The sequence below is a fragment of the Agrobacterium genomosp. 2 str. CFBP 5494 genome (genome assembly GCF_900013495.1).
In the GTDB taxonomy this organism is placed as follows: Bacteria; Pseudomonadota; Alphaproteobacteria; order Rhizobiales; family Rhizobiaceae; genus Agrobacterium; species Agrobacterium pusense.
Genome location: NZ_LT009718.1, coordinates 2,265,599 through 2,290,095, shown reverse-complemented (window position 1 = coordinate 2,290,095; position 24,497 = coordinate 2,265,599). Strand labels below are relative to the sequence as shown.

Sequence of the window (24,497 nt, the reverse complement as noted above, 5' to 3'; positions counted from 1 at the left end):
GTCAAGCCCGAGGATGACGGATGAGAGATTTGAGACAAGCCCTGATGGGGCGCACGAGGCGGTCCTTGAAACCGCACCATGAACAGGAACAATACCATGCTTGAAATCATCGACCTGCACGCGAAGATCGCCGATACCGAAACCGAGATCATCAAGGGTCTCAACCTGAAGGTTGCCGCTGGTGAAGTTGCGGCCATCATGGGCCCGAACGGTTCCGGCAAGTCGACCCTGTCCTACATCCTGTCGGGCCGTGAGGACTATGAAGTCACCTCCGGTGACATTCTCTATAACGGCGAAAGCATTCTGGAACTGGACGCTGCCGAGCGTGCGGCCAAGGGCATTTTCCTTGCCTTCCAGTATCCGGTCGAAATTCCGGGCGTCGCTACCATGCAGTTCCTGAAGGTTGCGATGAACGAGCAGCGCAAGGCGCGCGGCGAGTCCGAGCTGACGACGCCTGATTTCATCCGCCGCGTCAAGGAAGCGGCCGGCGATCTGAAGATCGACATGGAGATGCTGAAGCGTCCGCTCAACGTCGGGTTCTCCGGCGGTGAGAAGAAGCGTGCCGAAATCCTGCAGATGGCGCTTCTGGAGCCGAAGCTCTGCGTTCTCGACGAAACCGATAGCGGTCTCGACATCGACGCGCTGAAGATCGTGGCTGACGGCGTCAACGCGCTGAAGTCGCCTGATCGCGCCACCGTCGTCATCACCCACTATCAGCGCCTGCTCGACTACATCGTGCCTGACAGCGTTCACGTTCTCTACAAGGGCAAGATCATCCGCTCGGGTGACAAGGCTCTCGCGCTGGAACTGGAAAACAACGGTTACGCCGACATCATCGGTGAAGCGGCCTGATCGAAGGCCAGGAGGTGATGTCCATGAACATTCAAGCTACCAACCGGCTGACGCCAGCGGAAACCGCGCTGGTCGATGCCTACACCGCCAAGTTCAGCGAGCTGCCCGGCGACGGCGCCGTGGTTGCCGCGCGTGACGTGCTGTTCGACGATCTGAAGACCGGTGGTCTTCCGACACGCCGCATCGAGGCCTGGCACTATACCGATCTGAAGAGCCTGTTGCGCACGGTTCCGGAAGACCGGCCCGCGCCTGTCATCGAGAAGGCTGCGTCGATTATTGCCGGTTCGCCTGTGGCTTACATGCTGCATGGCACGGCCGATATCGGCAAGGTCGATGGTGTCAGCGTATCGCGCTTTGCCGACAGCCTGCTCGACGGCTCTGCCGCGGCTGGCCTTGCGGAAGCCAGCAAGGATGACACGATTGGCCGCATCAATGGCAGCTTTGTGCGTGACGGCCTCGTGGTCGAAATTCCCGCCGATGCTGAGCTCGACAAGCCGATCGAACTGCAGGCTATCCATGGCGCAGGCCAGGTTCACAGCCGCTTCCCGGTGCGCTTCGGCAAGGGTTCGAAAGCGACCGTCATTGAGCGTCACCTTTCGGTGACGCCCGATGCGGCGCTTGTCTCCTCGGTCAGCGATATCGTCGTTGAGGATGGCGCGGAAGCAACCTGGATTCTTCTGCAACAGCAGGGTGCTGCCGATATTCACCTTGGCCAGCTGCGCATCAAGCTCGGCGCGGAAGCCAAGCTGCGTCTCTTCGTGATCAATGCCGGCGGCAAGCTGGTGCGTCAGGAACTGCGCATCGATGTGGAAGGTGAGGGCACCGATCTCATCGTTCGCGGCGTCAACCTTCTGGGTGGCGAAACCCATACGGACGTGACGATGGTTCTTGGCCACAACGTGCCGAACACGACCTCGACGGAAGTTTTCCGCAACGTGGTGTTCGACCGTGCGAAGGGCATTTTCCAGGGCATGATCCGGGTCGCACCGGATGCCCAGAAGACCGATGCGAAGATGGCGTGCAACACGCTGCTGATGTCTGACGATGGCGAGTTCTCGGCAAAGCCGGAACTGGAAATCTTCGCCGATGACGTTCAGTGCGGCCATGGTGCAACGGTTGCCGATATCAGCGACAATCATCTCTACTACCTGATGGCGCGCGGCGTCCCACGGGCAAAGGCACGGGCGATGCTCGTCAACGCCTTCGTCGCCGAGATCGTCGAGGAACTGGAAGAAGAAAATCTGGTAGAGGCGCTGGAGACGATCATTTCCGGCTGGCTGGAGCATCACGCTTAGCAACCTCTCCGTCGTCATCCTCGGGCTTGTCCCGAGGATGAGGTGAAGCAGCGGTAACGCTGTGCAAACCCCGGAGCTCTCCAGAAGAGCACCATGAAAGGGCCCGAGAAATGGACCAGACCGCAATGGCGGCCCCTTATGACATCGAAGCCGTGCGCCGGGATTTCCCGATCCTGTCGCGCGAAGTCTATGGCAAGCCGCTGGTCTATCTCGACAACGGTGCGTCTGCTCAAAAGCCGCAGGTGGTGATCGACGCCGTTTCGCATGCTTATGCAAATGAGTACGCGAACGTGCATCGCGGCCTGCATTTCCTCTCCAATGCCGCAACCGATGCCTATGAAGCGGCGCGCGAAAAAGTGCGCCGGTTCCTCAATGCCGGTTCGGTGGACGAGATCGTCTTCACCAAATCCTCCACCGAGGCGATCAATACGGTTGCTTACGGTTATGGCATGCCAAAGATCGGCGAGGGTGACGAGATCGTCATCTCGATCATGGAGCACCACTCCAACATCGTGCCGTGGCATTTCATCCGCGAGCGGCAGGGCGCCAAGCTCGTCTGGGTGCCGGTTGATGATGACGGCGCATTTCATATCGAGGCTTTCGAAAAGAGCCTGACGGAGCGCACCAAGCTCGTTGCCATCACCCATATGTCGAATGCGCTCGGCACCATCGTGCCGGTCAAGGAAATCTGCCGTATCGCGCATGAGCGTGGCATTCCGGTGCTGATCGATGGATCGCAGGGCGCTGTTCATATGCCTGTTGATGTGCGCGATATCGATTGCGACTGGTATGTGATGACGGGCCACAAGCTTTACGGCCCCTCGGGCATCGGCGTGCTCTATGGCAAGGCCGACCGGCTGCGCGAGATGCGGCCGTTCCAGGGCGGCGGCGAGATGATCCTCGACGTTTCCGAAGACAATGTCACCTATAACGAGCCGCCGCATCGTTTCGAAGCGGGTACGCCGCCCATCGTGCAGGCGATCGGCCTCGGTTATGCGCTCGATTATATGGATAATCTCGGCCGTGCCGCGATTGCTGCACATGAGGCCGATCTTGCCGCTTATGCCGCGGAGCGGCTGCGCGAGATCAATTCGCTTCGCATCATCGGCAACGCGCCTGAGAAGGGCGGCATTTTCTCCTTCGAGCTTGAGGGCATTCACGCCCACGACGTCTCGATGGTGATCGACCGGCGCGGCGTTGCCGTGCGGGCCGGCACCCATTGCGCCATGCCGCTCTTGAAACGCTTCGGTGTCACCTCCACATGCCGGGCATCGTTCGGCCTTTACAATACCCGCGCCGAAGTAGACTCTCTTGTCGAGGCGCTGGAATATGCGCGCAAATTTTTCGCCTGATATCGCAGCTTGAAATCAGGATTGAGGTTTAAGACCATGACTGCCGATGCCACTGCAAAGACCCAGGATGCGACCGAAGCTCAGGAAAAGGTATCCACCATTCCGCCCGATGAGCTTGCACGCCTCAGCGACGATGTGATCGCGGCGCTGAAGACCGTTTATGACCCGGAAATTCCGGCCGACATCTTCGAACTCGGTCTCGTTTACAAGATCGATATCGAAGACGACCGGATGGTCAAGATCGTCATGACGCTGACGGCACCCGGTTGCCCCGTCGCTGGCGAAATGCCGGGCTGGGTGGAGAACGCCGTTGGCGCCGTCGAGGGTGTTTCCGGTGTCACCGTCGAAATGACCTTCGATCCGCCGTGGACGCCGGACCGCATGTCGGAAGAGGCGCAGGTCGCCGTCGGCTGGTACTGATTTGATTTTGACTGGTGTCATCCCTTGATGACATTGTCAGGCGCACTTAAATTGAATTCCATAAGCATCGAGCCTTGAACTCGATTGTCGAAGGAGAATGGGCCCATGGGCTTTGCAATCATGACCATGACCGGGGCTGCGGCCTCGCGCGTTAAAGCGATCGTCGAAAATTCCGGACCGGACGCCAAGGGCGTGCGCGTCGGCATCAAGAAGGGCGGTTGCGCGGGCATGGAATATACCATCGACCTCGTGACCGAGCCGGATGCGAAGGACGATCTGGTGGAATTCGAAGGGGCGAAGGTCTGGGTTCAGCCTTCCGCCGTGCTTTATCTGCTCGGCACGCAGATGGATTTCGAAGTGACCAAGATGCGCTCCGGTTTCACCTTCAACAATCCGAACCAGACCTCTGCCTGCGGCTGCGGTGAATCTGTTGAGCTGAAGCCTGCGGATCTCGCCGCGCTTGCGAAGCAGCGTGAGGCAGAAGCCAGCGTCTGATTGGCTGCACTATCTCTGCGATGGATAGTTAGATATTCTTTTGCACCCAGCGCTCCTACAAACGCGACGTCATCCTTGGGCTTGACCCGAGGATCCATCCCCGTCAAATCGCTTGGGACGTTTGTAGATCCTCGGGTCAAGCCCGAGGATGACGGACGAAAAGTTTCAGGTTTTTTTTCCGCAGACTGCGTCTCACGCAAAGTCAACTTCCGAAGGATCATGACTGCTGTTTGAAGGCTTCGATGAAATCGGCCAGCGGATGGATTGATGGCGTGGTCATCAACAGCGGTTCGAGAGCCGCGGCGATCTCCCGGCGATCTTCTGCAGAGAGTGGCCGCAGGCTTGACGTGATCCTGTTATAGTCAGGCGTCCCGCGCGATGCGAGCGAGCGATGGATCACAAACACTTCCGTCTGCCCGTCCTGTCGCTCCACAAAAAGGGCAAGCGATCCGCCGTCTGCAGCCGCAGCGCTATCGGATACGGATTTGAACATCGAGACTCCATGCGGTAGATTTCCGGAGAGCCTATCCGATTGACGTCATGGAGCAAGATTGAATGCGGATGGTTTCAGTGAGGGGTAGCCGGCGTGGGGAATGGCAGTAGCTCGATTGATGTCTGGACACCTGGCCTCGTTGCTGCCGGCCTGATGTTGGTTGTCGGTATTCTTTTCCTCTCCTTTTCTTGGGAGGCTAAATCACGCAGGCGCGCGTCATCAGCCACTACGGAACGCGTTCAGTTCGAACGAACCGAAGGCGGCGAGTGGCCAACGGTGCGTGGAGACGGGGGCGGAGGGGGCCATCATTGAACGGGCGGTTCACGTGTTGAGACCGGCAGGGGAGAGCACGGCCACGGCAAGGGCGGCGGTAAAAGCTGCTTTCGCGCACGTCACCCTAGGCGCCGGTGTGGGTCTTCGCGAGGCCGCCGCGATTGATAATTACGCGAGCCATGATGTGCTTGCCGCCCGCCGCGCCGAGGACGAAAAGGACGACTGGTCTGCGATCACGGTGGAAGACGTGAACCTACACTCCGCCAGTCCTGCGTTTTTTGATGCCGAAGCAATGCGGTTTCATCTACCCGCCTACATGATCGCCGATCTCGACGGTTGTTACCGGCACGAGTTCGTGCCCCATCTGCGCGGCCGCCCGGAGAAATTTGCGCTGTTGAACGACGCTCAAAGGCGGGCCGTTGAATTATATTTGCACGCGCTCCTGCAGCGAAACAACCCGCCGTCTTACCAGACCGATGTAGAACAGGCGCTTGGGGAATGGCGGCAAGCCGCGGATCGTTAGGCCGGATTGATCACTCGTGTCTCAGGGCTTCGATCGGGCTGAGACTCGCCGCACGCCGCGCGGGAAAATAGCCGAAAATCACGCCGATGGCGGCTGAAAAGGCGAAGGCGAGGAAGATGATCGATGGGCTGGTGACGAAAGGCACGTTGAGGAAGCTGACGACCGCGTAGGCGAGGCCGAGGCCGGTGAGGATGCCGACGATGCCGCCGAAGGCCGAGAGCATCACCGCTTCCACCAGAAACTGTGTCAGCACCTGTTTTTCCAATGCGCCGATGGCAAGCCGAATGCCGATCTCACGCGTGCGTTCTGTTACCGAGACCAGCATGATGTTCATGATGCCGATGCCGCCCACGAGAAGGCTGACGGCGGCGACCGCGCCGAGAAGTCCGGTGAGAAGCGTCGTCGTGCCGGTCATGGCGGAAGCGATCTGCGTCATGTCGTTGACAGTAAAATCATCCTCGCGGCCGATGTTGATGCGGCGACGCTCGCGCAGCAGGTTTTGCAGGTCGCTCTGCACCTTGGCGGTGGAAACGCCATCCTGCGCCGAAACCATGATCGAGGAAATGGTGGTGGTGCCGCCAATGCGCCGCTGGTGGATTTTGAGCGGCATGATGATCGTGTCGTCCTGATCGTCGCCGAGGCCGGACTGGCCTTTGCGGGCGAGAACGCCGATGACGGGGCAGGAGATGTTGCTGACGCGGATCGTCTGTCCCACAGGGTTTTCCGCCCCGAAAAGTTCCTGTCGCACGGTTTCGCCGATGATGCAGCCGATCTGGCCGCCGCGATCTTCGGCGGGCTGGAAATCTCGACCAAGTGCGATGGTCCAGTCCTGCGCGATCAGATAGTCGTTCGTGGTGCCGATGACGCTTGTCTGGTGGTTCTTGCCGCCGAAAATGACGGTTGCGGCGGAACTGCGGTTCTGCGGTGCGACGGCGCGGATGCCCGATATCTGGTTGCGGATCGCCTCGACATCGCGGTCATCGAAGCGCTTGGCTTCGGTGCTGGCGCGGCCGGGGCCAAACTGGCCGGGGCGCACGAACAGCATGTTGGTGCCGAGCCGTGACAGTTCCGATTTTACCTGCTCGGTCGTACCGTTGCCGATGGTGACCATGGCAATGACGGCGGCCACACCTATGACGACGCCGAGCACCGTGAGAAAGGAGCGCAACAGGTTGCGGCTGATGGCGCGCAACGCAAGACGCGATGTTTCAAAGAACATCCAATGTCTCCTTATGATCCGCGGCGCTATCGGAGGCGAGGTGGCCGTCGACAAAACGCAGCAGGCGCCCGGCATAAGCGGCGATGTCCTCCTCATGGGTTACCATGACGACGGTGATGCCCTTGTCGCGATTGAGCGAAGTTATCAGTTCCATGATTTCGACGCTCGTCTTCGTATCGAGATTGCCGGTCGGCTCGTCGGCCAGAAGCAGCGCGGGGCGGGTGACGATGGCGCGGGCAATGGCCACACGCTGCTGCTGGCCGCCTGAAAGCTCCTGCGTGGTGTGATCTTCGCGGCCTTTGAGGCCCACCTGCGCCAGCGCCTCCATGGCGCGCTCACGCCGTTCCGAGGCCTTCATGCCCCGATAGATCAGCGGCAGTTCGACATTTTCCACCGCAGAGGTGCGGGAGAGAAGGTTAAAGCCCTGAAACACGAAACCGAGCATGTGCCGGCGCAAGAGCGTCAGATGTTCGTTATCGAAGTCGCTGGTCGCCACGCCCTGGAAGAGATATTCGCCAGCCGATGGGACGTCCAGACAGCCGATGATGTTCATCGAGGTGGATTTGCCCGATCCCGACGGTCCCATGATGGCGACGAATTCCTTCTCGCGGATCGACAGGCTGACGCCGTCGAGCGCGCGGATCGTCGCTTCGCCGCGACCATATTGCTTCACGACATCACGGAACTCGATGAGCGGCGGCTGTTGCATGCGCTTGTCCTCCGTCAGCCGGCGTTACGGGCCGTTGCGTCGGTAATTATCTGGTCATCGGCTTTCAGTTCGCCAGATTTCACCACGGTATGCTGGCCGTCGGTGGATCCAGTTTCGATTGCGACGGAAACCGGATTGTTGTTGCGCAGCACCCAGACCGTCCTTTTACCCTGGGCGGCCTGGCCGGCATCGCGGTTTTGCGAGCGGCCCATGCGGGGCGGGCGGAACAGGCTCATCAACCCGCCCCCACGCGAAGCGGATTCGCGCGGCGGTGTATAACGAAGCGCGGAATTGGGTACCAGCAGGGCGTCCTTGATCTCTTCAACGATGATATTGGCGGTTGCCGTCATGCCGGGGCGAAGCAGCAGTTCTGCGTTGTCGACCGTCAATATGCCCTTGTAGGTCACCACGTTGGATACGGTTTCCGAGGCGAAGCGCACGGTCTCGATCTCGGCCGGGAAGCTGCGGTCGGGATAGGCATCGACGTTGAATGTGGCCTTCTGCCCGGTTTCCACCTTGCCGACATCGGCCTCATCCACCGAGACCTGCAGCTCCATGTGGCGCAGATCGCCGGCGATGGTGAAGAGAACAGGGGCATTGAGCGAGGAGGCGACCGTGGCGCCGGGATCGACGCTGCGGGTGAGGATAACGCCATCGATGGGCGAAACGATCTTGGCCTTGCCCAGATTGACCTCGGCGAGCCGCAGATCGGCTTCCGCCGAGAGCACGGTCGCCTCATTGACCTCAAGCGTTGCGGCCGCCGCATCATGGGTGAACTGCGCGGCGTCCAGATCCTGCTGGCTGGAGACGCGGTTCTGCACCAGGGATCGCAGGCGCTCCATGGATGTCTTTGCCGAGCCAAGGTCGGCGCGGGCCTTCAGCACATTGGCCTTGGCGGAAGCGAGCTTGGCGCGGGCGCTCTGCACGTCGGCTTCCAGCTTGTTGGTATCCAGCTCCGCCAGAACGTCTCCTGCCTTGACCGGGGTATTATAGGTGACGTTGACCTTGCGCACCGTGCCGGACAGTTCGCTCGATATATCAACCTGATCCGTCGGCTGAACCGAGCCGGTGGAGGTGACGATGACCGAGAGATCGCCCTGACGCGCTGCTTCCGTGGTGTAGCTATAAGCCACACCGCCTGCGCGTGACTGGTAATAATAACCAAGACCGCCGCCAATCAGCACAATGGCTGCTGCCACATAGAGGAACCGACGCGACTTTTTCTTGCGGCCGTTTCTGGTCGTCCCCAAAATCTCGCGCAGATCGGGCTGGCTGTTTTTGGTATCGCTGCCACTGGTATTGGCGTCATTCATTCTCGTCACCCGCAAAGTTCAAAATACTACAGAGAGTTGCCGCCGCTCTCCGGTTTGTTCGTCCGTCTGTCGCCGTTATATTCCTCTGATTGTGGGAAGTGACATAGCTTGCTCCAAGGGTGAAGTGAAAACTTGGTAATATTTATGATAGTTCTGGTCTGCTAGAGATAGGTATTCGAAAAGCCGATGCCACAGATGCGGCAGAGGTTTCAGCAGCGACATTCAGGACGATGATGAAATGAACGACAATGTGGTGAAGTTCCGCAAACCGGTGCCGCCGAAGAAGCCGCGCGAACCGCTCGGGCCAAAAGCGAAGAGGGTATTGACGATTGCGGCTGTCATATTGTTTTTCGCGGCCGCATGGGGCTATTTCACGCTGATGGGGCAGGGGTAGAGCAAAGTGCTGGCATAGGCGTTCTGCTTGGGAGCAGGATGGAAGTATGCAAATCGGCTAAAGCGGTGGGCCTCCGCCGCTCATTCCGATCACGGGGATTGGCCAAGGCGGTTGTCGGGCGACTACCGTGGCGCCCGACAAGTTGCCCTTAGCCGACTAGCCGCAAACGGGCATTTTCGAACGGATAACCTTCATCATCAATCGCGCGACGGGAAAGCTCCTGAAAGCCGAGCGATCTATAGAAGCCCATCGCCTGCACGTTTTCAGTATAGGCTTCAAGCGAAAGCTCGCCCTTCAAATTCAGCGCGTGCGAAACGAGTTTACGCCCGATACCGAGGCCTTGATGGCACGGGGAAACAAATAAGCCGCCGATGAAAGTGTCGAGCAGGCTGATAAAGCCCGCAGCTTGGCCGTTTAATGTTGCGACCCACGTTTGGGCGCCAGGCAAATATTGTTCCTCAATAAGTGCCTTTTGCTCCATCAAACGACGCTCGCCGATAAACGGGTGAGCAAGCAACGAGGCTTCGAGCCAGATGTTGGAGAGATTTACTGTGTCCGAGGCCTCGAAAGGCCGGATGATAACGTCCTCGAATTTCATGAGAACTCCGCAGAAAAGATATGCAAAAAGGTCCGGCTACCGATACTGGTGCCAGGTGAAGCCGCAAATTGCGGTCGAAATCACAAGCCTCTGCTATTGGGCGGCTTTTAGGGGACAGCAAACAATTAATCAATGACCGCAATTGGCGCTTCTGCGCGATTATGGCCGTCGGCCCTAAGCGGACGGCAAAATTACGCCGGCGCGCATTTCCATTCCGAAGCAAGAACCGCGTAAATATACTCGTCTCCCCAGACGTCTCGGAAGCGGTCGTTCTGGATCAAATGCGCTTCTCGACGCAGTCCAAGGCGCTCAACAACGCCGACCGAACCCTTGTTCGCAGCGTCCAGCCGCGCGAAGATTCGATGAAATCCGATTGACGAGAAGCCTATGCTGACCATCGCGCCAACAGCCTCCGTTGCATACCCGTTCCCCGCGAATTCTGGATTGAAAATATATCCAACCTCTCCCTGCAGTGCATCAACACTTGCCAGCTTCAACAGGACTTCACCGACCAGTGCGTTGTCAGCCTTTCGCTCGACGGCCAGTCGATAGGTGTCGCCATCCTTCTCAAATGGTGCCGCCAAAATCGCAGAGAACTGCTCTCGCAAAGCATCTCCAGTTGGAGGTGCAGCGTAAAGATACCGATAAACCTCCTGCAGAGAATGGTAGGCTGAATAGCCGGGGAAATCGCCTCTTGTGAATTCGCGCAGGACAAGGCGGTCCGTCGAAAGCGGTGCACCTAATTTTTGAAGCTGCATCAAGTACCTGATTGATTTTTGCCCCTCCGGGAACTCCGGGGCGGCCTCGTTAAACTCGGCCTCTAGGTAGGTCGTTTTCCGTCGCTTACAATGGTCCGACCCCGGCGCAATCCCGCCCGATCGATAACTTGCCGTGGCGGCTGCAAAAGGCGTTTGCCAACGGCATCATACCCAATACCTATCAACACGGCCAAGGGAGTGGATCGCATGAAAGGCTTTCGCGACAGTGTGTTGTTTCCGATCACCCTCTTGATCGGCGGCGTTATCGCGTTTTTTCTCTTTCTTTACGCGACTGGCCACGATCCGGACGAGCGACCTCTGACTTTGGTGGAATGGGTTATCGGCGGCACACTGATCGGACCGGGTTTCGGGTATCTCATGAAATGGAGAAGAGCGAAGGATCGCCGGAGCGCAAATACGGACTGAAACCGTCCCTGCGATCGAACCCAAACCAGTCATTTGTGGGGAATGCAAGAAAGCGGTGGCGACCCCTGCAGGACTCGAACCTGCGACCTACTGCTTAGAAGGCAGTTGCTCTATCCAGTTGAGCTAAGGGGCCGTCATGCCGGGCAATCGATGCTCCGGCAAAAACTTTGGTCGTCGTGTTTCAGTGCGTCCAGGGCTGGGTGCGGTTGAAACGGAAATTGTCGGTGTAGGAAACCACCTTGCGAGTCGCCTCTTTCGGCTGGATCACGCGATATTCGATGCCCTTGCGCTGGGCATAGGCTTCGGCCTGTTCCTGTGTCTCGAATGTCAGCTTGACCTGCTGTTTCATGTCGGAACTGGAGGTGTAGCCCATGATCGGATCGATCTTGCGCGGAACCTCGGCGTCGAATTCCAGAACCCAGACATTGGTCTTCGCCTTGCCGGATTGCATGGCGGTTTTTGCAGGGCGGTAAATCTTCGCAGACATGTCGAAACTGCTCCGGTTGGACAGCGGGGTGAAACCCCGGATTATTCATCACGTACCTGAATAGAATAACCAAATCGTGTCAGGAACGTTGAATTTGAAATGGACCGAGTTCAAGTGAGAGTCAAGACGATTATCCCCTTGCTGTCGGTTCATGCGCTGCCCGTTCGACCTTAGGTTTTGCTCAACGGTGTCGCGGCTGAACAAAGATGAATTTCCCTGTTGCGGACTGCGTATGAACCGTGTATTCCCCAGCCATCGCCTCGGCGGAGTGTAGCGCAGTCTGGTAGCGCATCTGGTTTGGGACCAGAGGGTCGGGAGTTCGAATCTCTCCACTCCGACCACCGACAACCACTTGAAAAGGTTGTCGAATTTGGCATCGGCTAATATCCCCTGAAGTGACTACCGCCACCGAAACCGCCACCGATACGGTTTCTCGCCACTTGGAATCGGTGGCGCTGCGGAAATGAAAAAGCCCTCCGAAGAGGGCCGTCATGCTCATGTTCTCCCCTCGACGAAATCGCTGGCAGCGCTATCGATGTCTCCGAGCTGTCGCTCCAGCGTGACAGTCGTGACGGCCCTGCCGACCATCTTCGCGATGTCATCGAGCGCTGCGCCGATTTTTCTCAATCCCTCTTTTGGTCCCTTTGATGACATGCCGCACCTCACACCGAGACCATACCGCCGATAATCCGACCACGAAGATCAAGACCAGCGGCACCCAGACCGGGGCCAGCACCAGTTGCCACGACCACTTGATGTGACCCGTTAGTTTCAGTGCGGTGAACATCAGCGCGAACGCGCCGACGAGCAATTCCATGTCGTCTCTCCCTTTTGTCCCGAATTACGGGAGCATAAGAAGATTGTGACCTGGGAAAAACACAATCCGAATTCCGCCGGCGAAGGACATCAGGTGTTTGTTGGATTAAATCCCAGCGTTAGGGGTCAGCTCATAGTAATTTTCTTGGTGTAACCTGTTGATTGCTGGTTAACCGCCTTTGAAACGAAAAGAGAACAGTGTTATGTGACTTGCGTCGTCAACAACTGATGGAGGCGCGATTGCCAGAGGAAGACCTGGTATCTCAAGAATCTAGTGAAACATGGCTCGATATTCCCGACGCTGTCTGGGAGCCAAAACCTGATTTTATGGAAACACCGTCGGTCGAACTGATCAGAGAAATAAAGGCACATATCCGTGACACGGGAGAACCGTGGACGTGGCGCGGACATACCCACACAAAGCCACCGAAGGGTTCTCGTATCTACTATGCGGGCGAATTCGACATCCCGGACAAGTATACTGAAGCTGGACGCTTTTCCCCATGTCCCTGTTGTTCTCCCAACAACCGCAAATTCGGTAACGGCAAGATCGCCTGGTTCCCTGACGAGAAGGTCATCAGGCTCATAGGCCCCACCTGCTTCAAGAGCTTGGACGCTCACATGCATGCCGAAGCGGTCGCCGATTACGAAATCCGCAAACAACAGACCCGCGACCGCGATTACATTCTGGACAGGCTCGACCTTATCCCCGGATGGCTGGCCGACTGCGATAGTCTCGCCGAAATCGCTCGTGGCACGGACGAATTTTTCCCGAAGCTTTCGAACTCGCTGGAAGCGATCGGGCGCGGCCGATTTTTCGAGAACCTCCGCAGCGGTGAGATGAAGGTCTGGGAAAAAGTCCGAGAGCCTTACGTCGACAAGGATGGCAGCCTGAAGAGCCGTTCGAAGTCGGTGCAGGTACACTACGGCACGATCGACGGACACGAAGCTCTCGCGCCTAACCGCGGCAGCTGCGTGAAGGTGATCGAGGACGCGAAGGCGAAGCTCAAGTCGCTCGGCGCTTTTTCTCCCGAGTACATCGCCGGCGGCGCACATACGGTGAAGGCGGATATCGCTGACCAGATCGCGAAGGCGGTGAAAACGCTGAAGCGTGCCAGGGACAAGGTCGGGGCCGAGGTCCGGTTCCTGCGCCGCGAGAATACAAACAGGCTGCGCAATTGGGGGCGACATAAGGGCGCTCCGTTCCAGTTCGACCTGGTCGTAGACAAGGGCATAATGAACGTTTCGGCCGCGGCAGGTGTGTATCCGATCCCGATCCCCGAAGCCGTTCGCGGCGTGATCATTCCCAAGTTCGACGGCCTCTAGTTTTGATGCATAGCGGAGGCGCGTGTCACGGTCGCGCGCCTCTTTGCTCGCTCATGCAATGTGCTGCCCGAGTGCTACCCGCGAGATCGAGCCAAGGGAAACCCACATCAGGGTAAGGAAGACGCGTCGCGAGGGAGTAAGGGGCGCTGTTCCTGCTGCCTTTCGGAGGAGACACCGCGCTGAGGCCGGGGCTTGCGGCGATGGCGGCCGTAATAGGTGCGTCCTTCGGCATCCAATACCTGATGGGCGTTGCGAAGGTCACGTTGAGAACCATTTGACACCGAGCCAGGTGTTGAGCAGAGATGATGTCCTGCAACCGGGGGCTACATCAATGAGGCACATTTGGCTGGCGGCATCCATTGCCTCTGTGGCGGCCGTACCAGCTCACGCGAGCTGGGAATATGCGGAATGGGGCATGTCTCCTGAGCAGGTCGTCCAGGCGTCCAAGGGAGCGGCGAAGAAGCCGTCGAAAGCCGACGAGTACGATGATCCTGACATCAGTCACCTTCTGAGCGCCCCTGCACGGATCGGCAAAGCCAAGGGGACTGCAAAGTTCAACTTCAGCGCGGCTGGAACGCTCGACACCGTCAGGATCGCGTTCCCCGACCCGAAAACCTGCTCGGCTGTCCGTAAGACGTTGACCGCCGAGTACGGAAAGCCGAGAGCCAGCGAAGGCTCTGGAGGCAACTACTACGTCTGGGCAAAGACGAAGGAAGGAAACAGGATCGTCCTTTCAAGCTATCCAGAAATTTGGTGTTTCGCGCAGTTCTCAGCGCCGGGATATCGGCCACAGGAGAAGAAGCAGCAGACGGAGAAGGCGGTCTCCAACACGGTCGACACGCTAATGGGGGAATTCAATGCCGGACAGAAATCGGCGATCAAGGCTTTCTGTGCCGACCAGTGGCCGACCGATTTCGTGATGCAGCGGCATTGTATCGACGAGAACAGCAAGGCCCGTGAGATAGCGCAGCAGTTCGACGTGATGAAGTCCAAGGATCATGCCGTCATCTGGGCGCAATGCTTGAGCCAGTGGAAAGACAAGGCCGATGGGATGGACTGGGTGATGATGGCGCACTGCCTGAAAGAGCAGGAAGCCGCGCTTCAGGCGATCAGGAACTGAGGAGGCAACCATGTCCGTTTCACCGACAGACCGGGCTCAGAGGGCTTCTGCCGCCGGAGGACTTTTGCTCGGCGGGTTCTTCGTCGTCCTCATCGTGTACGGACAGATCGACGGATACCTTGATCGTCGTGCCAAGCAGAAGGAACTTGAGGGAGTTCTTGCCCAGATCGATCAGATCGAAGCGTCCTCAGATAGCCCGTCTTTAAAGAGCAAGAAGGTCCTCGATCTGGCGTATTCCAACTGGGATGTCGTTGACGCGGTGAACGCGCGGCATGACCCCAACTATCTCCTCAACCGGGCCGGCCAGCACGTACAGGCGGGGTATCAGCAGACCGATCCGCTTACGCCCTCCGTTTTTGACAAGGTCGCCTCCGAGACTTGCACGATCCGGGTGAAGAGGGTCGACCAGAAAAGCCCGAACTTCGACACCGAGAATTTCGATGGATACCGTGCAGCGAAGCAGGACTTTGAGGCGTGGAGGCCGTATCTCGCCGACTATGACAAAGCTTGGGATTCATGCGCATCAATACGTGATGTAGGTGCCACTGTCGGTGAAGCATCAGGCAAGGTCGGGGAATGGTGGGATAGCGCCACTAAGCCACTGTCGGACGCCGTTGACGAATTCAAGGCCGGCTATCAGAGCGGGAAATGACGCCTGATGTCTGATTGGAAGGCGATGTCGGCACTCCCCGGTCTAAATCTGCGATCACCGATCGAGGCGGGTAAGGCTGCCATCGTACCGCGACATGACCCGAGGCTGGTCGAGCTCTGCAAGAAGAGCAGGAAGCTCAATTCCTTCCTTGGGCGGTTCACCGACGCATTCGGCGAAAAGCTCGATCCAGCGGTCATCGTCGTAAAGTCCGACGCTCCTGCGTCAATGATGACCAGGGAAGCAATTGCTGGACTGAGGGATGCGGCGGCCTTGTCGATGGTGATCCACAACCGAGCGCAGAACTTGAAGCATGGCCATTTGAGCCGACCGTCGTACTCGAATTCGTTCGCGCTATATCCATGGTTCATCGACAATGTCGATCGGCATCTGACGATCCATACCCCAGCCATTATGGGAACGCACTATGTAGGGAAGTTCAAGGGACAGTGTGCCCCAGAGGTATCGGTGGCCGACGTCGGCGAGTTAGATTTTGACGTCCCTCTGCTGAGTGAGCTGATGATCCGATGGGAGTCACGTTTTTCCACGAAGAAGCCTTCGTATGAAGATCGCATTCTATTCCGATCATTGAATATGGCGAATCAGGCATCGCTGATTCCGGGGGGGAGCGACGCGACGTTCTACGATTACGGCCGGATAGTCGGGCTGTGGATCAGCGCATTCGAAATCCTAGCACATCCGCAAGGGGCGGATGTGGGGTACCGCCAAGTCTATGGCATGCTGAAGAGCGCCAAATGGACATCGCGTAGGCTAATTTGGAAGCGGTGGGTTGCGATAGAGGGAAAGAAAAAGAAGAAGGTCCGTTGCTCGCTTCCAATATGGCTTTGCAATCATCTGTACGCCGCACGAAATGACTTTCTCCACGGGAACGAGGTCAACGTGAAGACCTTGATGATAAAGAAATCTAAGTCGAGCCTGTTCCAGGTCGCTGCGCCCCTCTACCGCATGTTGCTCACAGCTTTTCTCGACCTCGAATGGCGCGGCCAGTTTCCGCCGATGTCGAACATAGAAGGCTTCGCATACGCGATCGTCGATCAAATGTCATTCAATTCCGGTCAGAAGCTCGTCGAAGACGCGATCATGGCATCTGTCGGGCATATCCCTCGCGGCGTTACGTCTCGCAGATTTGCAGCGCACAGCAGACGCCGCGCTTGACTCCTCGGAAAATGAGAACAAAATAGGAACAAAATCCGTTAACATATGGAATGATTTCCTAACTCCGAGGTATGCCATGGCTTTCCAGCTCTCCCTTGATGTCGATCTGCCTGAACCCGGTTTCGAAGCAGAGGTCGATCTCGCTGATGCGGTGCTTGAGGCGTACGGCGGCGACGCCAAAACAGCGATCCGAGAATTGCTCCTCGATGCCGATTTCCTCCGTGACCAGCTCTATGTCGCTTCCAAAGTGATGTCGGCTGGCTACGCTCGTGGATGGCGACCGAAGTACGAGCGCGTGTGACGTGGCATGCGCCACCGGCGTGGCATCAATCTACTGGCAGGCAATCACTCCGGCGACAACACTCTGAAGCCGGAGTCGATCACGGGCGTCGGCGTCCATGTGAACAGTCGGCAGCACTCCGTCTCCTGGCAAGATATCCCAGACTGGTATGCCGTCGGCGCGCGCTGCTATCGGTGCAAGAGAGCGGGCCTTCTCGATCGGTGGGAACTGGCCCGCAAATATGGAAAGAAGAGGATGATTATAACCCTCGAGCCACTGCTACGGTGCACGCGTTGCGGGAATAAGGAAGCCAACGATTTCGTATTAGCGAAACTACATCGCAACCAGTAAGAGTTGCAATGTGCACAATCTCGCCACACCTGTTAACCAAGAATTAACCTTGCAAATGCTTGTATCCGTTCATTAACCCTGCTCATGACGAGCGCAAATTCCTCTAAATTCGAGCATTCCATGACTTCCGTTCTCACGAATGGGGCTGCAATTTCTGCGCTCCAGACTCTGCGTTCGATATCGTCTAATTTAGACACAACTCAGCGAATGGTTTCGTCGGGATTGCGCGTCGGTGCTGCCGCCGACAACGCGGCATATTGGTCGATTTCTACGACGATGCGCTCTGATCGGATGGCGATTTCCGCCGTCTATGACGCATTGGGGCTTGGGGCCGCCAAGGTCGATACGGCGTACGCCGGGATGAGCGCCGTGACTGACGTGCTGGCCGAGTTCAAGGCTAAACTTATCGCCGCAAAAGAAAACGGTGTCGACAAGTCGAAAATCCAATCCGAACTGAACCAACTGAAGGAACAGGTTCTTAGCATTGCCACGTCAGCGAGTTTCAGCGGACAAAACTGGCTGAACACCGATATCGTCGACATCTACGACAGTGCGGTGAACAGATCATCGGTTGTTTCTTCATTCGTACGTGCCTCGTCAGGTGTTTCCGTCAAAACGATGGATATCGACCTGTCGAGGGTCTCGCTTTTCAACAGCACGGGTGGTGGGCTTCTTCAGGCGGATGCGCGCGATATCAGGACGATCGGCGGTATCCGATCCCTGGTCTCCGTTTCCGACCCATCGAATATCGGGGGCGACTACACCCGATACGAGGGCATCGACGGGTCTTCAGGCTATATGCTTCCCGAATGGAATGCAGGAAGCGCCGGCAGGGTTTCGCTACAGTTTCCGGACAACACCCCTCTCGATTTCAATGTTCCCGGCGCGGAGATCAGTTTCACCATAACCTTGGACCGGGAAGCCTCGAACCCTGACGGATACAGCGGCGTTCTCGGCGAAAACCAGGAACTTCCTGGTCCCTATAACGACGGATACACGACGACTGTCACGGTCACCAAGGCCGATATCGATGCCTACAACCCCAGTCTCGGCGGAGTCATCTCGACCAACACGCAGTTCGCGGAGGTTCTGAACGCGAAGCTGTATCCACTCGGCGCGTCTGTGGCAGGAAATTACACCAACGCGTCGACGGGACTGCATAATCCCACGTTGATAACCATCACCACGCTTCAGCAACATGGCTACGGCTCACACGTGGAAATTTCCGCCGTCACCAGTAGCGGTGTAAGCACCGGCGGGCTGAAGACGGACTTCGATTTCGGCTATCGCGGCTCGGGGCTGGTACTGGACTTCAAGCCATTTATCGTTCACAGGGACGGCAAGGATGAGGACGGTATCGATGTGAGCTTCACATTTTCCGTCAACGGCGCGTCGTCACAGACGTACTCTTTCGACCGGACTTATGTAAACGAAGTTCTGGGCCGCGACGACGGCAAGGTCGACACGAGTGAGAACATGGCAATTTTACTGCACTCGTTGCTCGATGACGATTGGCCCGACCTCGTTATCGAGGGTTCGGCAGGCTACGTCGTGATCAAGTCGAACCCGGATGTCGACCGGCAATGGGGAAGCGGTACTCGCATAGCGTTCGACAGCATCCGGGTCAGCAACGAGCCGCGCTCCACCCTCAATTTCCTCGACATAGATATCGTACAGAAAGCGGATCAGATCGACACCTATATCGCTTACCTGGAGACGGTGACGGCCAATGTCATCGACGCTGCTGCGATGCTCGGGGCCGTGCAGACACGGATGGACTTGCAGAGCGAATTTGCGTCCCGGCTATCGGATTCGATCGGCAGGGGCATTGGCCGTCTTGTCGACGCTAACATGGACGAGGCATCCACACGCCTGAAGGCCCTCCAGACGCAACAGCAGCTTTCGATCCAGTCACTGTCCATTGCGAATTCCAACGCCGAAATCCTGACGCAGCTCTTCCGCTAGGGTTCAGATGCCCGTCGCTATCCCATGAAGAACCAGATCACGATGGCGATCGGGACTGCAAGCGTGAAGATCGACAGAAGATATGCGCCAACGATGGGCCCGTTCCGTTTGCGCTCGGAATCGATCTCGGCGAGCTTCTTCTCCCGCGTTGCGCGGTCGTGTTTGAACGTCCGCTCGACAAGGAAGCGGCTTAGTGTGTCGGGGTCTTGCAGAGCTGACATGAAAAAACGGACTAGCCGTGGATGTTGCACAAATAATCTCCCTGCCGTTGGTAGCTCTCTAGCTCCTACAATGAAGCGCGTTAACACATCGATCGCTATATCGTGCTTGTCGACTTGATTACACAACCTTGCCGCGTCATATGTTGTTCCGACAACTTTGTTGACGGAGACACAAGATGGCGAACTTTGGCAGCCCGACATTTGGCGCGGCAATGGGCAACGCGGGAGGCATGATGGTTCTCGCTGCCGGCGGTGTCGGTCTCATCGACGCGTTGGGCGACGGTCTCGCCGCGGCGGCCGAGGCGCGCTACCAGGCTCGTTACGACGACGCATTGACGACCGCGATTAATCACGCTGGTGAAATGGAAGGTATGGCACGTGAGGCCATGCGTCTCCTCGCTGAACTCGAAGCGGAGAACACACGTCTGCGCGTCGCATGCCGTCAACGCCAAGAAGTCATCGACGTCCTCAAGACGCGTGGCCGCGCATGAGCGACATCACAGAATCCGAGTGGCGACTGATCCGACAGGTTTTCGGCGATCTTGCATACGAGGAGCCGCACAACCACGTCGACATGCTCGCGGCCGCGCGGTTGGCGGCACTCCGAGAAAACAAGGAGGCCAAGATCGCGGCGGCGATGGTTGTTCTCGACCGTGTTCCCGATGTCCCGTCCGACGCCGGAGACGAGCTAAAATAAAGAAGCCCGCCGAAATGGCGGGCTTCTCAATATCGGGCAAGTTTGAATTCCTGTCCCTGTTCGGACTTCAGCAGCCTCGAACGGACTTTCCACGAAACCCGTTCCTCAGCGGACATCTCCGTCGCCGGGGCCACGGGAGCTGCAACCAGAGGCGCGACGACAGGCACGCCGTGGATACCGTGAGCTTTGCCGTCGATGAATTTTCTCACCGCTCCGATGCCCGCCTGAGCCAAAGCGCGGAGTTCGTGATCATCCATCGTGATCAGCGTTGCACGAACGTCCTTTCCAAGGCCGTCTAGGTCGATAGTCGGCCGCGCCGAGGGCGTGGCTTTGGCGTATTTGATGACCGTCGAAACGCCATCCCGATCGAGATCGTGAACGGCTGCATGCCGCTGCCTGGTCTCTTCGAATTCGTCCAAGAGCTGAGTTCCCGAGACATCGGGCTTGTATTCCGGCCTCGGCATTGCGCCGCCGCCCGATCCGAAAATTACTGAAAATGGCCACCGAAGGAGCTGCTTTCCCCAGCTGATCACGCCCAACGTTCCACGCCAAAGGCTTGCCAATGCATTTGCGATTGCTGTCAACATGTAAATGTCTCCCTTTTGCTGTTGCAGGGAGATCGTTGCCGCCGCGGCCGCAAGCGACAACTTCGTCGGCGAGTTGCGCCACGCCCGCGCCGGCCACAACATCGTAGTCACATCGACATTGGAGCTGACTATGACACTACCATTCGCGCGCCGCCGACCATTCGCCGACCTGGAAATCCCCCGTAAGCCGGCTGTGCCGCTCCGCGTTGCGGGCGTTCGGGCCGACGTCGGCAACTTGTACGGTTCGGGGGCTTTCGGCAGCGGCCTCGAAGAATGTGTCTCCGCGCGAGACGGTAAAGAGGTTCGCGGCGCGCTGGCTCCAACGCGAGAAAGTTCGGCGGACGGTCTGTGCGACCGACGGGGGGGCGGCCGGCGGCGACGGCTGGTTATGAGAACGGTTTGACTTGCTCATCTCGGGCGTACTCCGAACAGGACCCGCTTGCGGATCGGGTTCTTGCGTTTCACGCCATCGATCTCGTCGATTCTGGCTTCGACCTGCTCAAGAACAAGGACCGCTTCGGCAAGGCTACGGAACTGCTGACCTCCCGATGTCGGGTGACTGAGCCCGACGATCGGAGATGCAATGATCTCTTCGATGTCCTCGGCCTCCTGGACGAGCCACTCTCGGCTCCGTCTGCGAAACAGCTTCATTCTGCACTCCTCACCATGACCGGGCGCGGGAGGATTTGATCTTCCCGCCTGTCCTCGGCTGCCGTTTTCCTGTCGCGCCCTCCGCTGGTGACGGCACCATTGCCGTCGGCGGCTGCGCATGCGCCTGTGGCTTCGGCTTCCGAAGGGACGATGGCTGCGGGGAAGCTGGAGGTTGGTCGAGCGGCGCGGTGGCCACCTTCTGCTCAAGCGCCAGGGCGGAGAAATCCTCGCCGTCGTAGCCGATCTCGCCCGTGTCCGGGTCGAAGCACACTTCGGGTATCCCGAGCTTCTCGCCTGCAAGATTCAAATCACGCCATTTCAGCCAGGTCGCCTGCAGCCCCTTGAGAGCCGCGTAGGCGTAGGCAAGGCACGCCCATTCCTCCTCGGCGCGGCCGCCTTTCTTAGGCTGCCAATAGAACCCCCCGCCGATCTTCTTGCGCTCTTCGCACATGAGCTTGTCGAGATAGTCGGGGTTGGGTGTCAGTATTGAGCGCGGGAACATCGGGGCGTTGTCGCCGCGAACTTGGATGAGCCGGAATACGGCGTCCTTGGCGAGCTGGGAATCGATGACGTAATAAGAGACCCCGAGCTTGCGGCTCTTGGAAGCCTTGCGCGGCCACACCGTCGACGAGCGCGTTCCCTTGGTGTTGTTCTTGCCCTTGATCGACCAGACAGAGCGGCGTGGCGAGAACTTAGACGTGAACAGCCTGGTTTCGTCAGCGAAGTGGCCACCGAGGTCGATGGCAGTCGCCGAGATTGGGTGCTGATATCCGGCTCGATTGCGGAATGTCCTGTCCAGCAGAGCGGTCAGGTCCTTGTCTGCCTCTGGATCACCAGGCTCACCCTCGACGATCCAGTGACCGATGAGGCGCATCTGGCCCCGACGCGTCCATCCGACGACGGAAACCTCACGAGAAGCCACCTGGTCGAACTGGGAGCCCTCCTTATTCGTCTGCGTATCGACGCCGGCGGTCAGGACCACGACATCATCCGGCACCTCGGCGGGATACGGGCGGACGGATTTCGCGATCTCGAGGCCGTCAAGGCCCGACGTCGTGAAGTCGTCGAAGGCGACGCCCCGAACGTTGTTCACCCACGTCTTCATTTCCTCGGGATCGTGGCGCTTGGTTAGGAAACTCTGGGCGAGCGTGCGCCAGTTCGCCTGTCCGTTGAAGGACAGCCACTGCGGAATGTACATGCCGACGCGGCCGGGAACCTCCCATGTCTTGGAGGGACGATACTGTGTGGTCGCGTCGATGAATTCCTTCACCGAGTGGACGGTATTCCCATCAAATTCTATGGGTTCTTCCAACTGGTCGTGTTCGCGGAACTCCTCGCCGCAGGCAGAGCATGTGTACCAGGTGTCGGCGATAAAGCCGTTGTCGTCGCGCGTGAACCGAAAGCCGTGCTTCGAGTCCCGGTCGCCCCATTCCATCACCTGCGGCTCATGGCAATGCGGGCATTGCGTCCACGGATCACATTTGTCGGACTTCTCGTGCCGCTCGGTCGTGCGGCATTCGCCCCTGCGGGTCGGGGACGAGATCAGGATGAGCTTGGGGCGTGTGAATTCGCCGCCGCGCTCCATGAACAGGTCGGCCTTGGAACCCTGCGATCCCTTTTTCGGAGCCCATGCGGCAGCGGGATACTCGTCGCCCCAGTTGTGCTTGGAGCCGTAGCGGCGGAAGTTGTCGTCCGAAGCCGCGCCGACGAGACGCAGAACGGCCCCGTTCTTGAATTCGATTAGGTCCCAGGAGTCCTGGCTCTCTCCGCGCTTGGGTGCGCGGCGCAGCTTGCCGAGTTCAGGGCACATCTCGAAGAGCGGCTCGATCCGCTCACGATAGTATTCCTGCGCGTCCTTGTCGGTCGGTTGAGCGATGGTCACGCTCTCCCCGAGGTAGGCGAGGATGTAGGCAGCCATCGCTGACAGCAGGAGCGACATGCCCACACGGGTACCCTTCGTGACCACGATCTCCTTGGTGCTGTCGTGGAAGTACAGGCGGACGAACTCCCGCTGATATCCGGTTAGCTGAAGCTGACCGGCGCGCTCGGTCTTCGACTTTGGAAGCTCGATGTTCTGGTACATCCAGGTGATCGGGTCGACCTTCGGCGGTGGCTGAAGGACATCGTTCCGAAGACGGGCTATACCGTCGGCGAACTGGAGGCGGCACTGACTGAAGTCGATGGTTACCGCGTCGGCGATCGTGGCGTGATCAACGTGTTTCATCGCCAGCCTCCGCTTCGGTCAGCTTCTTGATGGCCTTGAGGGAAGCGAGAGCCTTGCGGACGTGCTTGTCAACGATGCCGGAGACGTGGGTCGCGATGGCCGGATCAACGCTCGCGCCGACTGTGTCCGAGATCGACATGAGCTTTGCCTTGATCTCACCGTAGTCGGCGGCGACGATGTCGAGGACATCCGACTTGAGGACGATCGTGTCGAGGCGCTCGAGCATGTCCAGCTCTGCGACCACGGCCTGCGCGAGAGCCTTACGGCGCTTTGCCTCATCCTCGCTGACCTGTCCGTCGGTTGAGCTGGCGAATTTCTCCGCAGCGTTCTCGCCGGCGCGGTCCTCGAGCCACTTCACGACGTCGGCTAGGTCGAGCTCCCATGCGATCCCGAGCGCGCGGTCGCCTTTCGTGACGAAAGGACAGCCACGGTCGAGCCATTTTTGGACGGTGTTGCGGTCGCGGTTCAGGAGCGTCGCCGCTTGCTTGACGGATACCAGTCGGAGCTTCGCGGCCTCGCGCCTGGTGACGGCGGGTGCTGAATCTTCGGGGATTTCATGAGGGGGTGAGGCGATTTCGTCGGACGGTTCGGTGGATTTCCGCACCCTCGAAGAGGATTTCTGTCGCGCCATTCGTGGAATTTTCCCAAGAAAACGAATGGCTTCAGGAGATCACGGGCCGTCTGCAAGATTCAAAACAGCACAGGGGTGCTGATTTTGACGGCAATTTGAAAATTTTTCGAAGAGCGACAGAGTGCGGTCGCCAATATACCGCATCTCATCAGATTTCTCAGGGACCCCGGAAGATTTCGGGAAATTTTCGAGAAAA

At 58.3% G+C, this 24,497-nt stretch carries 29 protein-coding genes and 2 tRNA genes; 17 read left to right on the top strand and 14 right to left on the bottom strand.

All coding sequences use genetic code 11. The features are described 5' to 3' along the window. Window positions 1-96 precede the first annotated feature (96 nt). The 5 genes from sufC to sufA all read left to right on the top strand — a co-directional run bounded on the left by sufC (window position 97) and on the right by sufA (window position 4,414). On the top strand, window positions 97-852 hold the full coding sequence (gene sufC, locus AGR2A_RS11510; protein WP_003522658.1) for a Fe-S cluster assembly ATPase SufC: 756 nt from the start codon (window positions 97-99) through the stop codon (window positions 850-852). Window positions 853-875: 23 nt separating this feature from the next. Further along, window positions 876-2,147 (top strand): Fe-S cluster assembly protein SufD, encoded by a 1,272-nt coding sequence (sufD, locus tag AGR2A_RS11505; RefSeq protein ID WP_080822938.1) that lies wholly within the window; start codon window positions 876-878, stop codon window positions 2,145-2,147. Between the two features lie 110 nt (window positions 2,148-2,257). Beyond that, a complete protein-coding gene (locus AGR2A_RS11500; RefSeq protein ID WP_072494569.1) occupies window positions 2,258-3,499 on the top strand; it encodes a cysteine desulfurase in 1,242 nt (413 codons plus the stop codon). Between the two features lie 36 nt (window positions 3,500-3,535). Next, window positions 3,536-3,919, top strand: a complete 384-nt coding sequence (locus AGR2A_RS11495; RefSeq protein WP_004442386.1) for an SUF system Fe-S cluster assembly protein — start codon at window positions 3,536-3,538, stop codon at window positions 3,917-3,919. Window positions 3,920-4,024: 105 nt separating this feature from the next. Continuing rightward, window positions 4,025-4,414: a Fe-S cluster assembly scaffold SufA gene (sufA, locus tag AGR2A_RS11490; protein WP_004442383.1), complete on the top strand. Its 390-nt coding sequence runs from the start codon at window positions 4,025-4,027 to the stop codon at window positions 4,412-4,414. Between the two features lie 217 nt (window positions 4,415-4,631). Here the strand turns inward: sufA and AGR2A_RS11485 are convergent, their stop codons facing one another. Then, window positions 4,632-4,907, bottom strand: a complete 276-nt coding sequence (locus AGR2A_RS11485) for a hypothetical protein (protein WP_035209999.1) — start codon at window positions 4,905-4,907, stop codon at window positions 4,632-4,634. Between the two features lie 325 nt (window positions 4,908-5,232). Here AGR2A_RS11485 and AGR2A_RS11475 point away from each other — a divergent pair, with 325 nt between their 5' ends. Further along, a complete protein-coding gene (locus tag AGR2A_RS11475) occupies window positions 5,233-5,703 on the top strand; it encodes a DUF6714 family protein (RefSeq protein WP_234825328.1) in 471 nt (156 codons plus the stop codon). A gap of 10 nt (window positions 5,704-5,713) precedes the next feature. Here AGR2A_RS11475 and AGR2A_RS11470 read toward each other — a convergent pair whose 3' ends face one another. Genes AGR2A_RS11470 through AGR2A_RS11460 form a run of 3 tightly spaced genes read right to left on the bottom strand, consistent with a single transcriptional unit; the run spans window position 5,714 to window position 8,944 of the window. Next, window positions 5,714-6,922 (bottom strand): ABC transporter permease, encoded by a 1,209-nt coding sequence (locus AGR2A_RS11470; RefSeq protein WP_004442376.1) that lies wholly within the window; start codon window positions 6,920-6,922, stop codon window positions 5,714-5,716. Further along, window positions 6,912-7,631, bottom strand: coding sequence for an ABC transporter ATP-binding protein (locus AGR2A_RS11465; RefSeq protein ID WP_060942378.1), 720 nt, complete (start codon window positions 7,629-7,631; stop codon window positions 6,912-6,914). Before AGR2A_RS11465 ends, AGR2A_RS11470 begins: the two co-directional genes overlap by 11 nt. A gap of 14 nt (window positions 7,632-7,645) precedes the next feature. Continuing rightward, window positions 7,646-8,944 carry an efflux RND transporter periplasmic adaptor subunit gene (locus AGR2A_RS11460; RefSeq protein ID WP_072494567.1) on the bottom strand — a complete coding sequence of 433 codons (1,299 nt, stop codon included), beginning with the start codon at window positions 8,942-8,944 and terminating at the stop codon, window positions 7,646-7,648. Between the two features lie 238 nt (window positions 8,945-9,182). Here AGR2A_RS11460 and AGR2A_RS11455 point away from each other — a divergent pair, with 238 nt between their 5' ends. Next, the gene (locus AGR2A_RS11455) at window positions 9,183-9,338 is read left to right on the top strand and encodes a hypothetical protein (RefSeq protein ID WP_080822937.1); all 156 of its coding nucleotides are present in this window, start codon (window positions 9,183-9,185) and stop codon (window positions 9,336-9,338) included. Window positions 9,339-9,486: 148 nt separating this feature from the next. Here AGR2A_RS11455 and AGR2A_RS11450 read toward each other — a convergent pair whose 3' ends face one another. Both AGR2A_RS11450 and AGR2A_RS11445 read right to left on the bottom strand, forming a co-directional pair. Next, entirely contained in the window at window positions 9,487-9,936 is a 450-nt protein-coding gene (locus AGR2A_RS11450) for a GNAT family N-acetyltransferase (RefSeq protein WP_004442365.1), read from the bottom strand. Between the two features lie 191 nt (window positions 9,937-10,127). Next, window positions 10,128-10,694 (bottom strand): GNAT family N-acetyltransferase, encoded by a 567-nt coding sequence (locus tag AGR2A_RS11445; protein ID WP_072494566.1) that lies wholly within the window; start codon window positions 10,692-10,694, stop codon window positions 10,128-10,130. 207 nt (window positions 10,695-10,901) lie between these two features. Between AGR2A_RS11445 and AGR2A_RS11440 the strand changes: the two genes are divergently transcribed. After that, window positions 10,902-11,120, top strand: a complete 219-nt coding sequence (locus AGR2A_RS11440) for a hypothetical protein (protein WP_072494565.1) — start codon at window positions 10,902-10,904, stop codon at window positions 11,118-11,120. Window positions 11,121-11,176: 56 nt separating this feature from the next. On the opposite strand, the gene AGR2A_RS11435 is transcribed toward AGR2A_RS11440, so the two are convergent. Both AGR2A_RS11435 and AGR2A_RS11430 read right to left on the bottom strand, forming a co-directional pair. Next, window positions 11,177-11,253 (bottom strand) — tRNA-Arg (locus AGR2A_RS11435). 48 nt (window positions 11,254-11,301) lie between these two features. Further along, a complete protein-coding gene (locus AGR2A_RS11430) occupies window positions 11,302-11,607 on the bottom strand; it encodes an ETC complex I subunit (protein WP_004442361.1) in 306 nt (101 codons plus the stop codon). A 264-nt stretch (window positions 11,608-11,871) separates the two neighbouring features. On the opposite strand from AGR2A_RS11430, the gene AGR2A_RS11425 reads away from it, so the two are divergent. After that, window positions 11,872-11,948 (top strand) — tRNA-Pro (locus AGR2A_RS11425). Between the two features lie 257 nt (window positions 11,949-12,205). On the opposite strand, the gene AGR2A_RS11420 is transcribed toward AGR2A_RS11425, so the two are convergent. Beyond that, window positions 12,206-12,424, bottom strand: a complete 219-nt coding sequence (locus tag AGR2A_RS11420) for a hypothetical protein (RefSeq protein WP_080822936.1) — start codon at window positions 12,422-12,424, stop codon at window positions 12,206-12,208. Window positions 12,425-12,651: 227 nt separating this feature from the next. Between AGR2A_RS11420 and AGR2A_RS29575 the strand changes: the two genes are divergently transcribed. From AGR2A_RS29575 to AGR2A_RS11385, 6 genes are all read left to right on the top strand, one after another. Next, the gene (locus AGR2A_RS29575; protein ID WP_167378196.1) at window positions 12,652-13,749 is read left to right on the top strand and encodes a hypothetical protein; all 1,098 of its coding nucleotides are present in this window, start codon (window positions 12,652-12,654) and stop codon (window positions 13,747-13,749) included. Between the two features lie 274 nt (window positions 13,750-14,023). Further along, the gene (locus AGR2A_RS11410) at window positions 14,024-14,869 is read left to right on the top strand and encodes a hypothetical protein (protein ID WP_080822934.1); all 846 of its coding nucleotides are present in this window, start codon (window positions 14,024-14,026) and stop codon (window positions 14,867-14,869) included. A 10-nt stretch (window positions 14,870-14,879) separates the two neighbouring features. Beyond that, a complete protein-coding gene (locus AGR2A_RS11405; RefSeq protein WP_080822933.1) occupies window positions 14,880-15,521 on the top strand; it encodes a hypothetical protein in 642 nt (213 codons plus the stop codon). Between the two features lie 6 nt (window positions 15,522-15,527). Then, window positions 15,528-16,694 (top strand): hypothetical protein, encoded by a 1,167-nt coding sequence (locus tag AGR2A_RS11400; RefSeq protein WP_080822932.1) that lies wholly within the window; start codon window positions 15,528-15,530, stop codon window positions 16,692-16,694. Window positions 16,695-16,770: 76 nt separating this feature from the next. Then, window positions 16,771-16,995 (top strand): hypothetical protein, encoded by a 225-nt coding sequence (locus AGR2A_RS11395; RefSeq protein WP_080822931.1) that lies wholly within the window; start codon window positions 16,771-16,773, stop codon window positions 16,993-16,995. Between the two features lie 414 nt (window positions 16,996-17,409). Continuing rightward, window positions 17,410-19,290, top strand: a complete 1,881-nt coding sequence (locus AGR2A_RS11385; RefSeq protein ID WP_353615848.1) for a flagellin — start codon at window positions 17,410-17,412, stop codon at window positions 19,288-19,290. A 17-nt stretch (window positions 19,291-19,307) separates the two neighbouring features. Here the strand turns inward: AGR2A_RS11385 and AGR2A_RS11380 are convergent, their stop codons facing one another. Next, the gene (locus tag AGR2A_RS11380; RefSeq protein ID WP_080822929.1) at window positions 19,308-19,511 is read right to left on the bottom strand and encodes a hypothetical protein; all 204 of its coding nucleotides are present in this window, start codon (window positions 19,509-19,511) and stop codon (window positions 19,308-19,310) included. 176 nt (window positions 19,512-19,687) lie between these two features. Here AGR2A_RS11380 and AGR2A_RS11375 point away from each other — a divergent pair, with 176 nt between their 5' ends. Together AGR2A_RS11375 and AGR2A_RS11370 are read left to right on the top strand one after the other, a co-directional pair. Beyond that, on the top strand, window positions 19,688-20,002 hold the full coding sequence (locus AGR2A_RS11375; RefSeq protein ID WP_080822928.1) for a hypothetical protein: 315 nt from the start codon (window positions 19,688-19,690) through the stop codon (window positions 20,000-20,002). Further along, complete coding sequence (locus AGR2A_RS11370) at window positions 19,999-20,208, top strand: hypothetical protein (protein WP_080822927.1); 210 nt, start codon at window positions 19,999-20,001, stop codon at window positions 20,206-20,208. Before AGR2A_RS11375 ends, AGR2A_RS11370 begins: the two co-directional genes overlap by 4 nt. 26 nt (window positions 20,209-20,234) lie before the next feature. On the opposite strand, the gene AGR2A_RS11365 is transcribed toward AGR2A_RS11370, so the two are convergent. The 4 genes from AGR2A_RS11365 to AGR2A_RS11345 all read right to left on the bottom strand — a co-directional run bounded on the left by AGR2A_RS11365 (window position 20,235) and on the right by AGR2A_RS11345 (window position 24,301). Then, a complete protein-coding gene (locus tag AGR2A_RS11365; protein WP_167378195.1) occupies window positions 20,235-20,627 on the bottom strand; it encodes a hypothetical protein in 393 nt (130 codons plus the stop codon). Between the two features lie 576 nt (window positions 20,628-21,203). After that, window positions 21,204-21,446, bottom strand: coding sequence for a hypothetical protein (locus AGR2A_RS11355; protein ID WP_080822924.1), 243 nt, complete (start codon window positions 21,444-21,446; stop codon window positions 21,204-21,206). Between the two features lie 10 nt (window positions 21,447-21,456). After that, the gene (locus AGR2A_RS11350; protein WP_080822923.1) at window positions 21,457-23,670 is read right to left on the bottom strand and encodes a terminase gpA endonuclease subunit; all 2,214 of its coding nucleotides are present in this window, start codon (window positions 23,668-23,670) and stop codon (window positions 21,457-21,459) included. After that, complete coding sequence (locus AGR2A_RS11345) at window positions 23,657-24,301, bottom strand: terminase small subunit (RefSeq protein WP_080822922.1); 645 nt, start codon at window positions 24,299-24,301, stop codon at window positions 23,657-23,659. The genes AGR2A_RS11350 and AGR2A_RS11345 overlap by 14 nt, the downstream gene beginning before the upstream one ends. Window positions 24,302-24,497 lie beyond the last annotated feature (196 nt).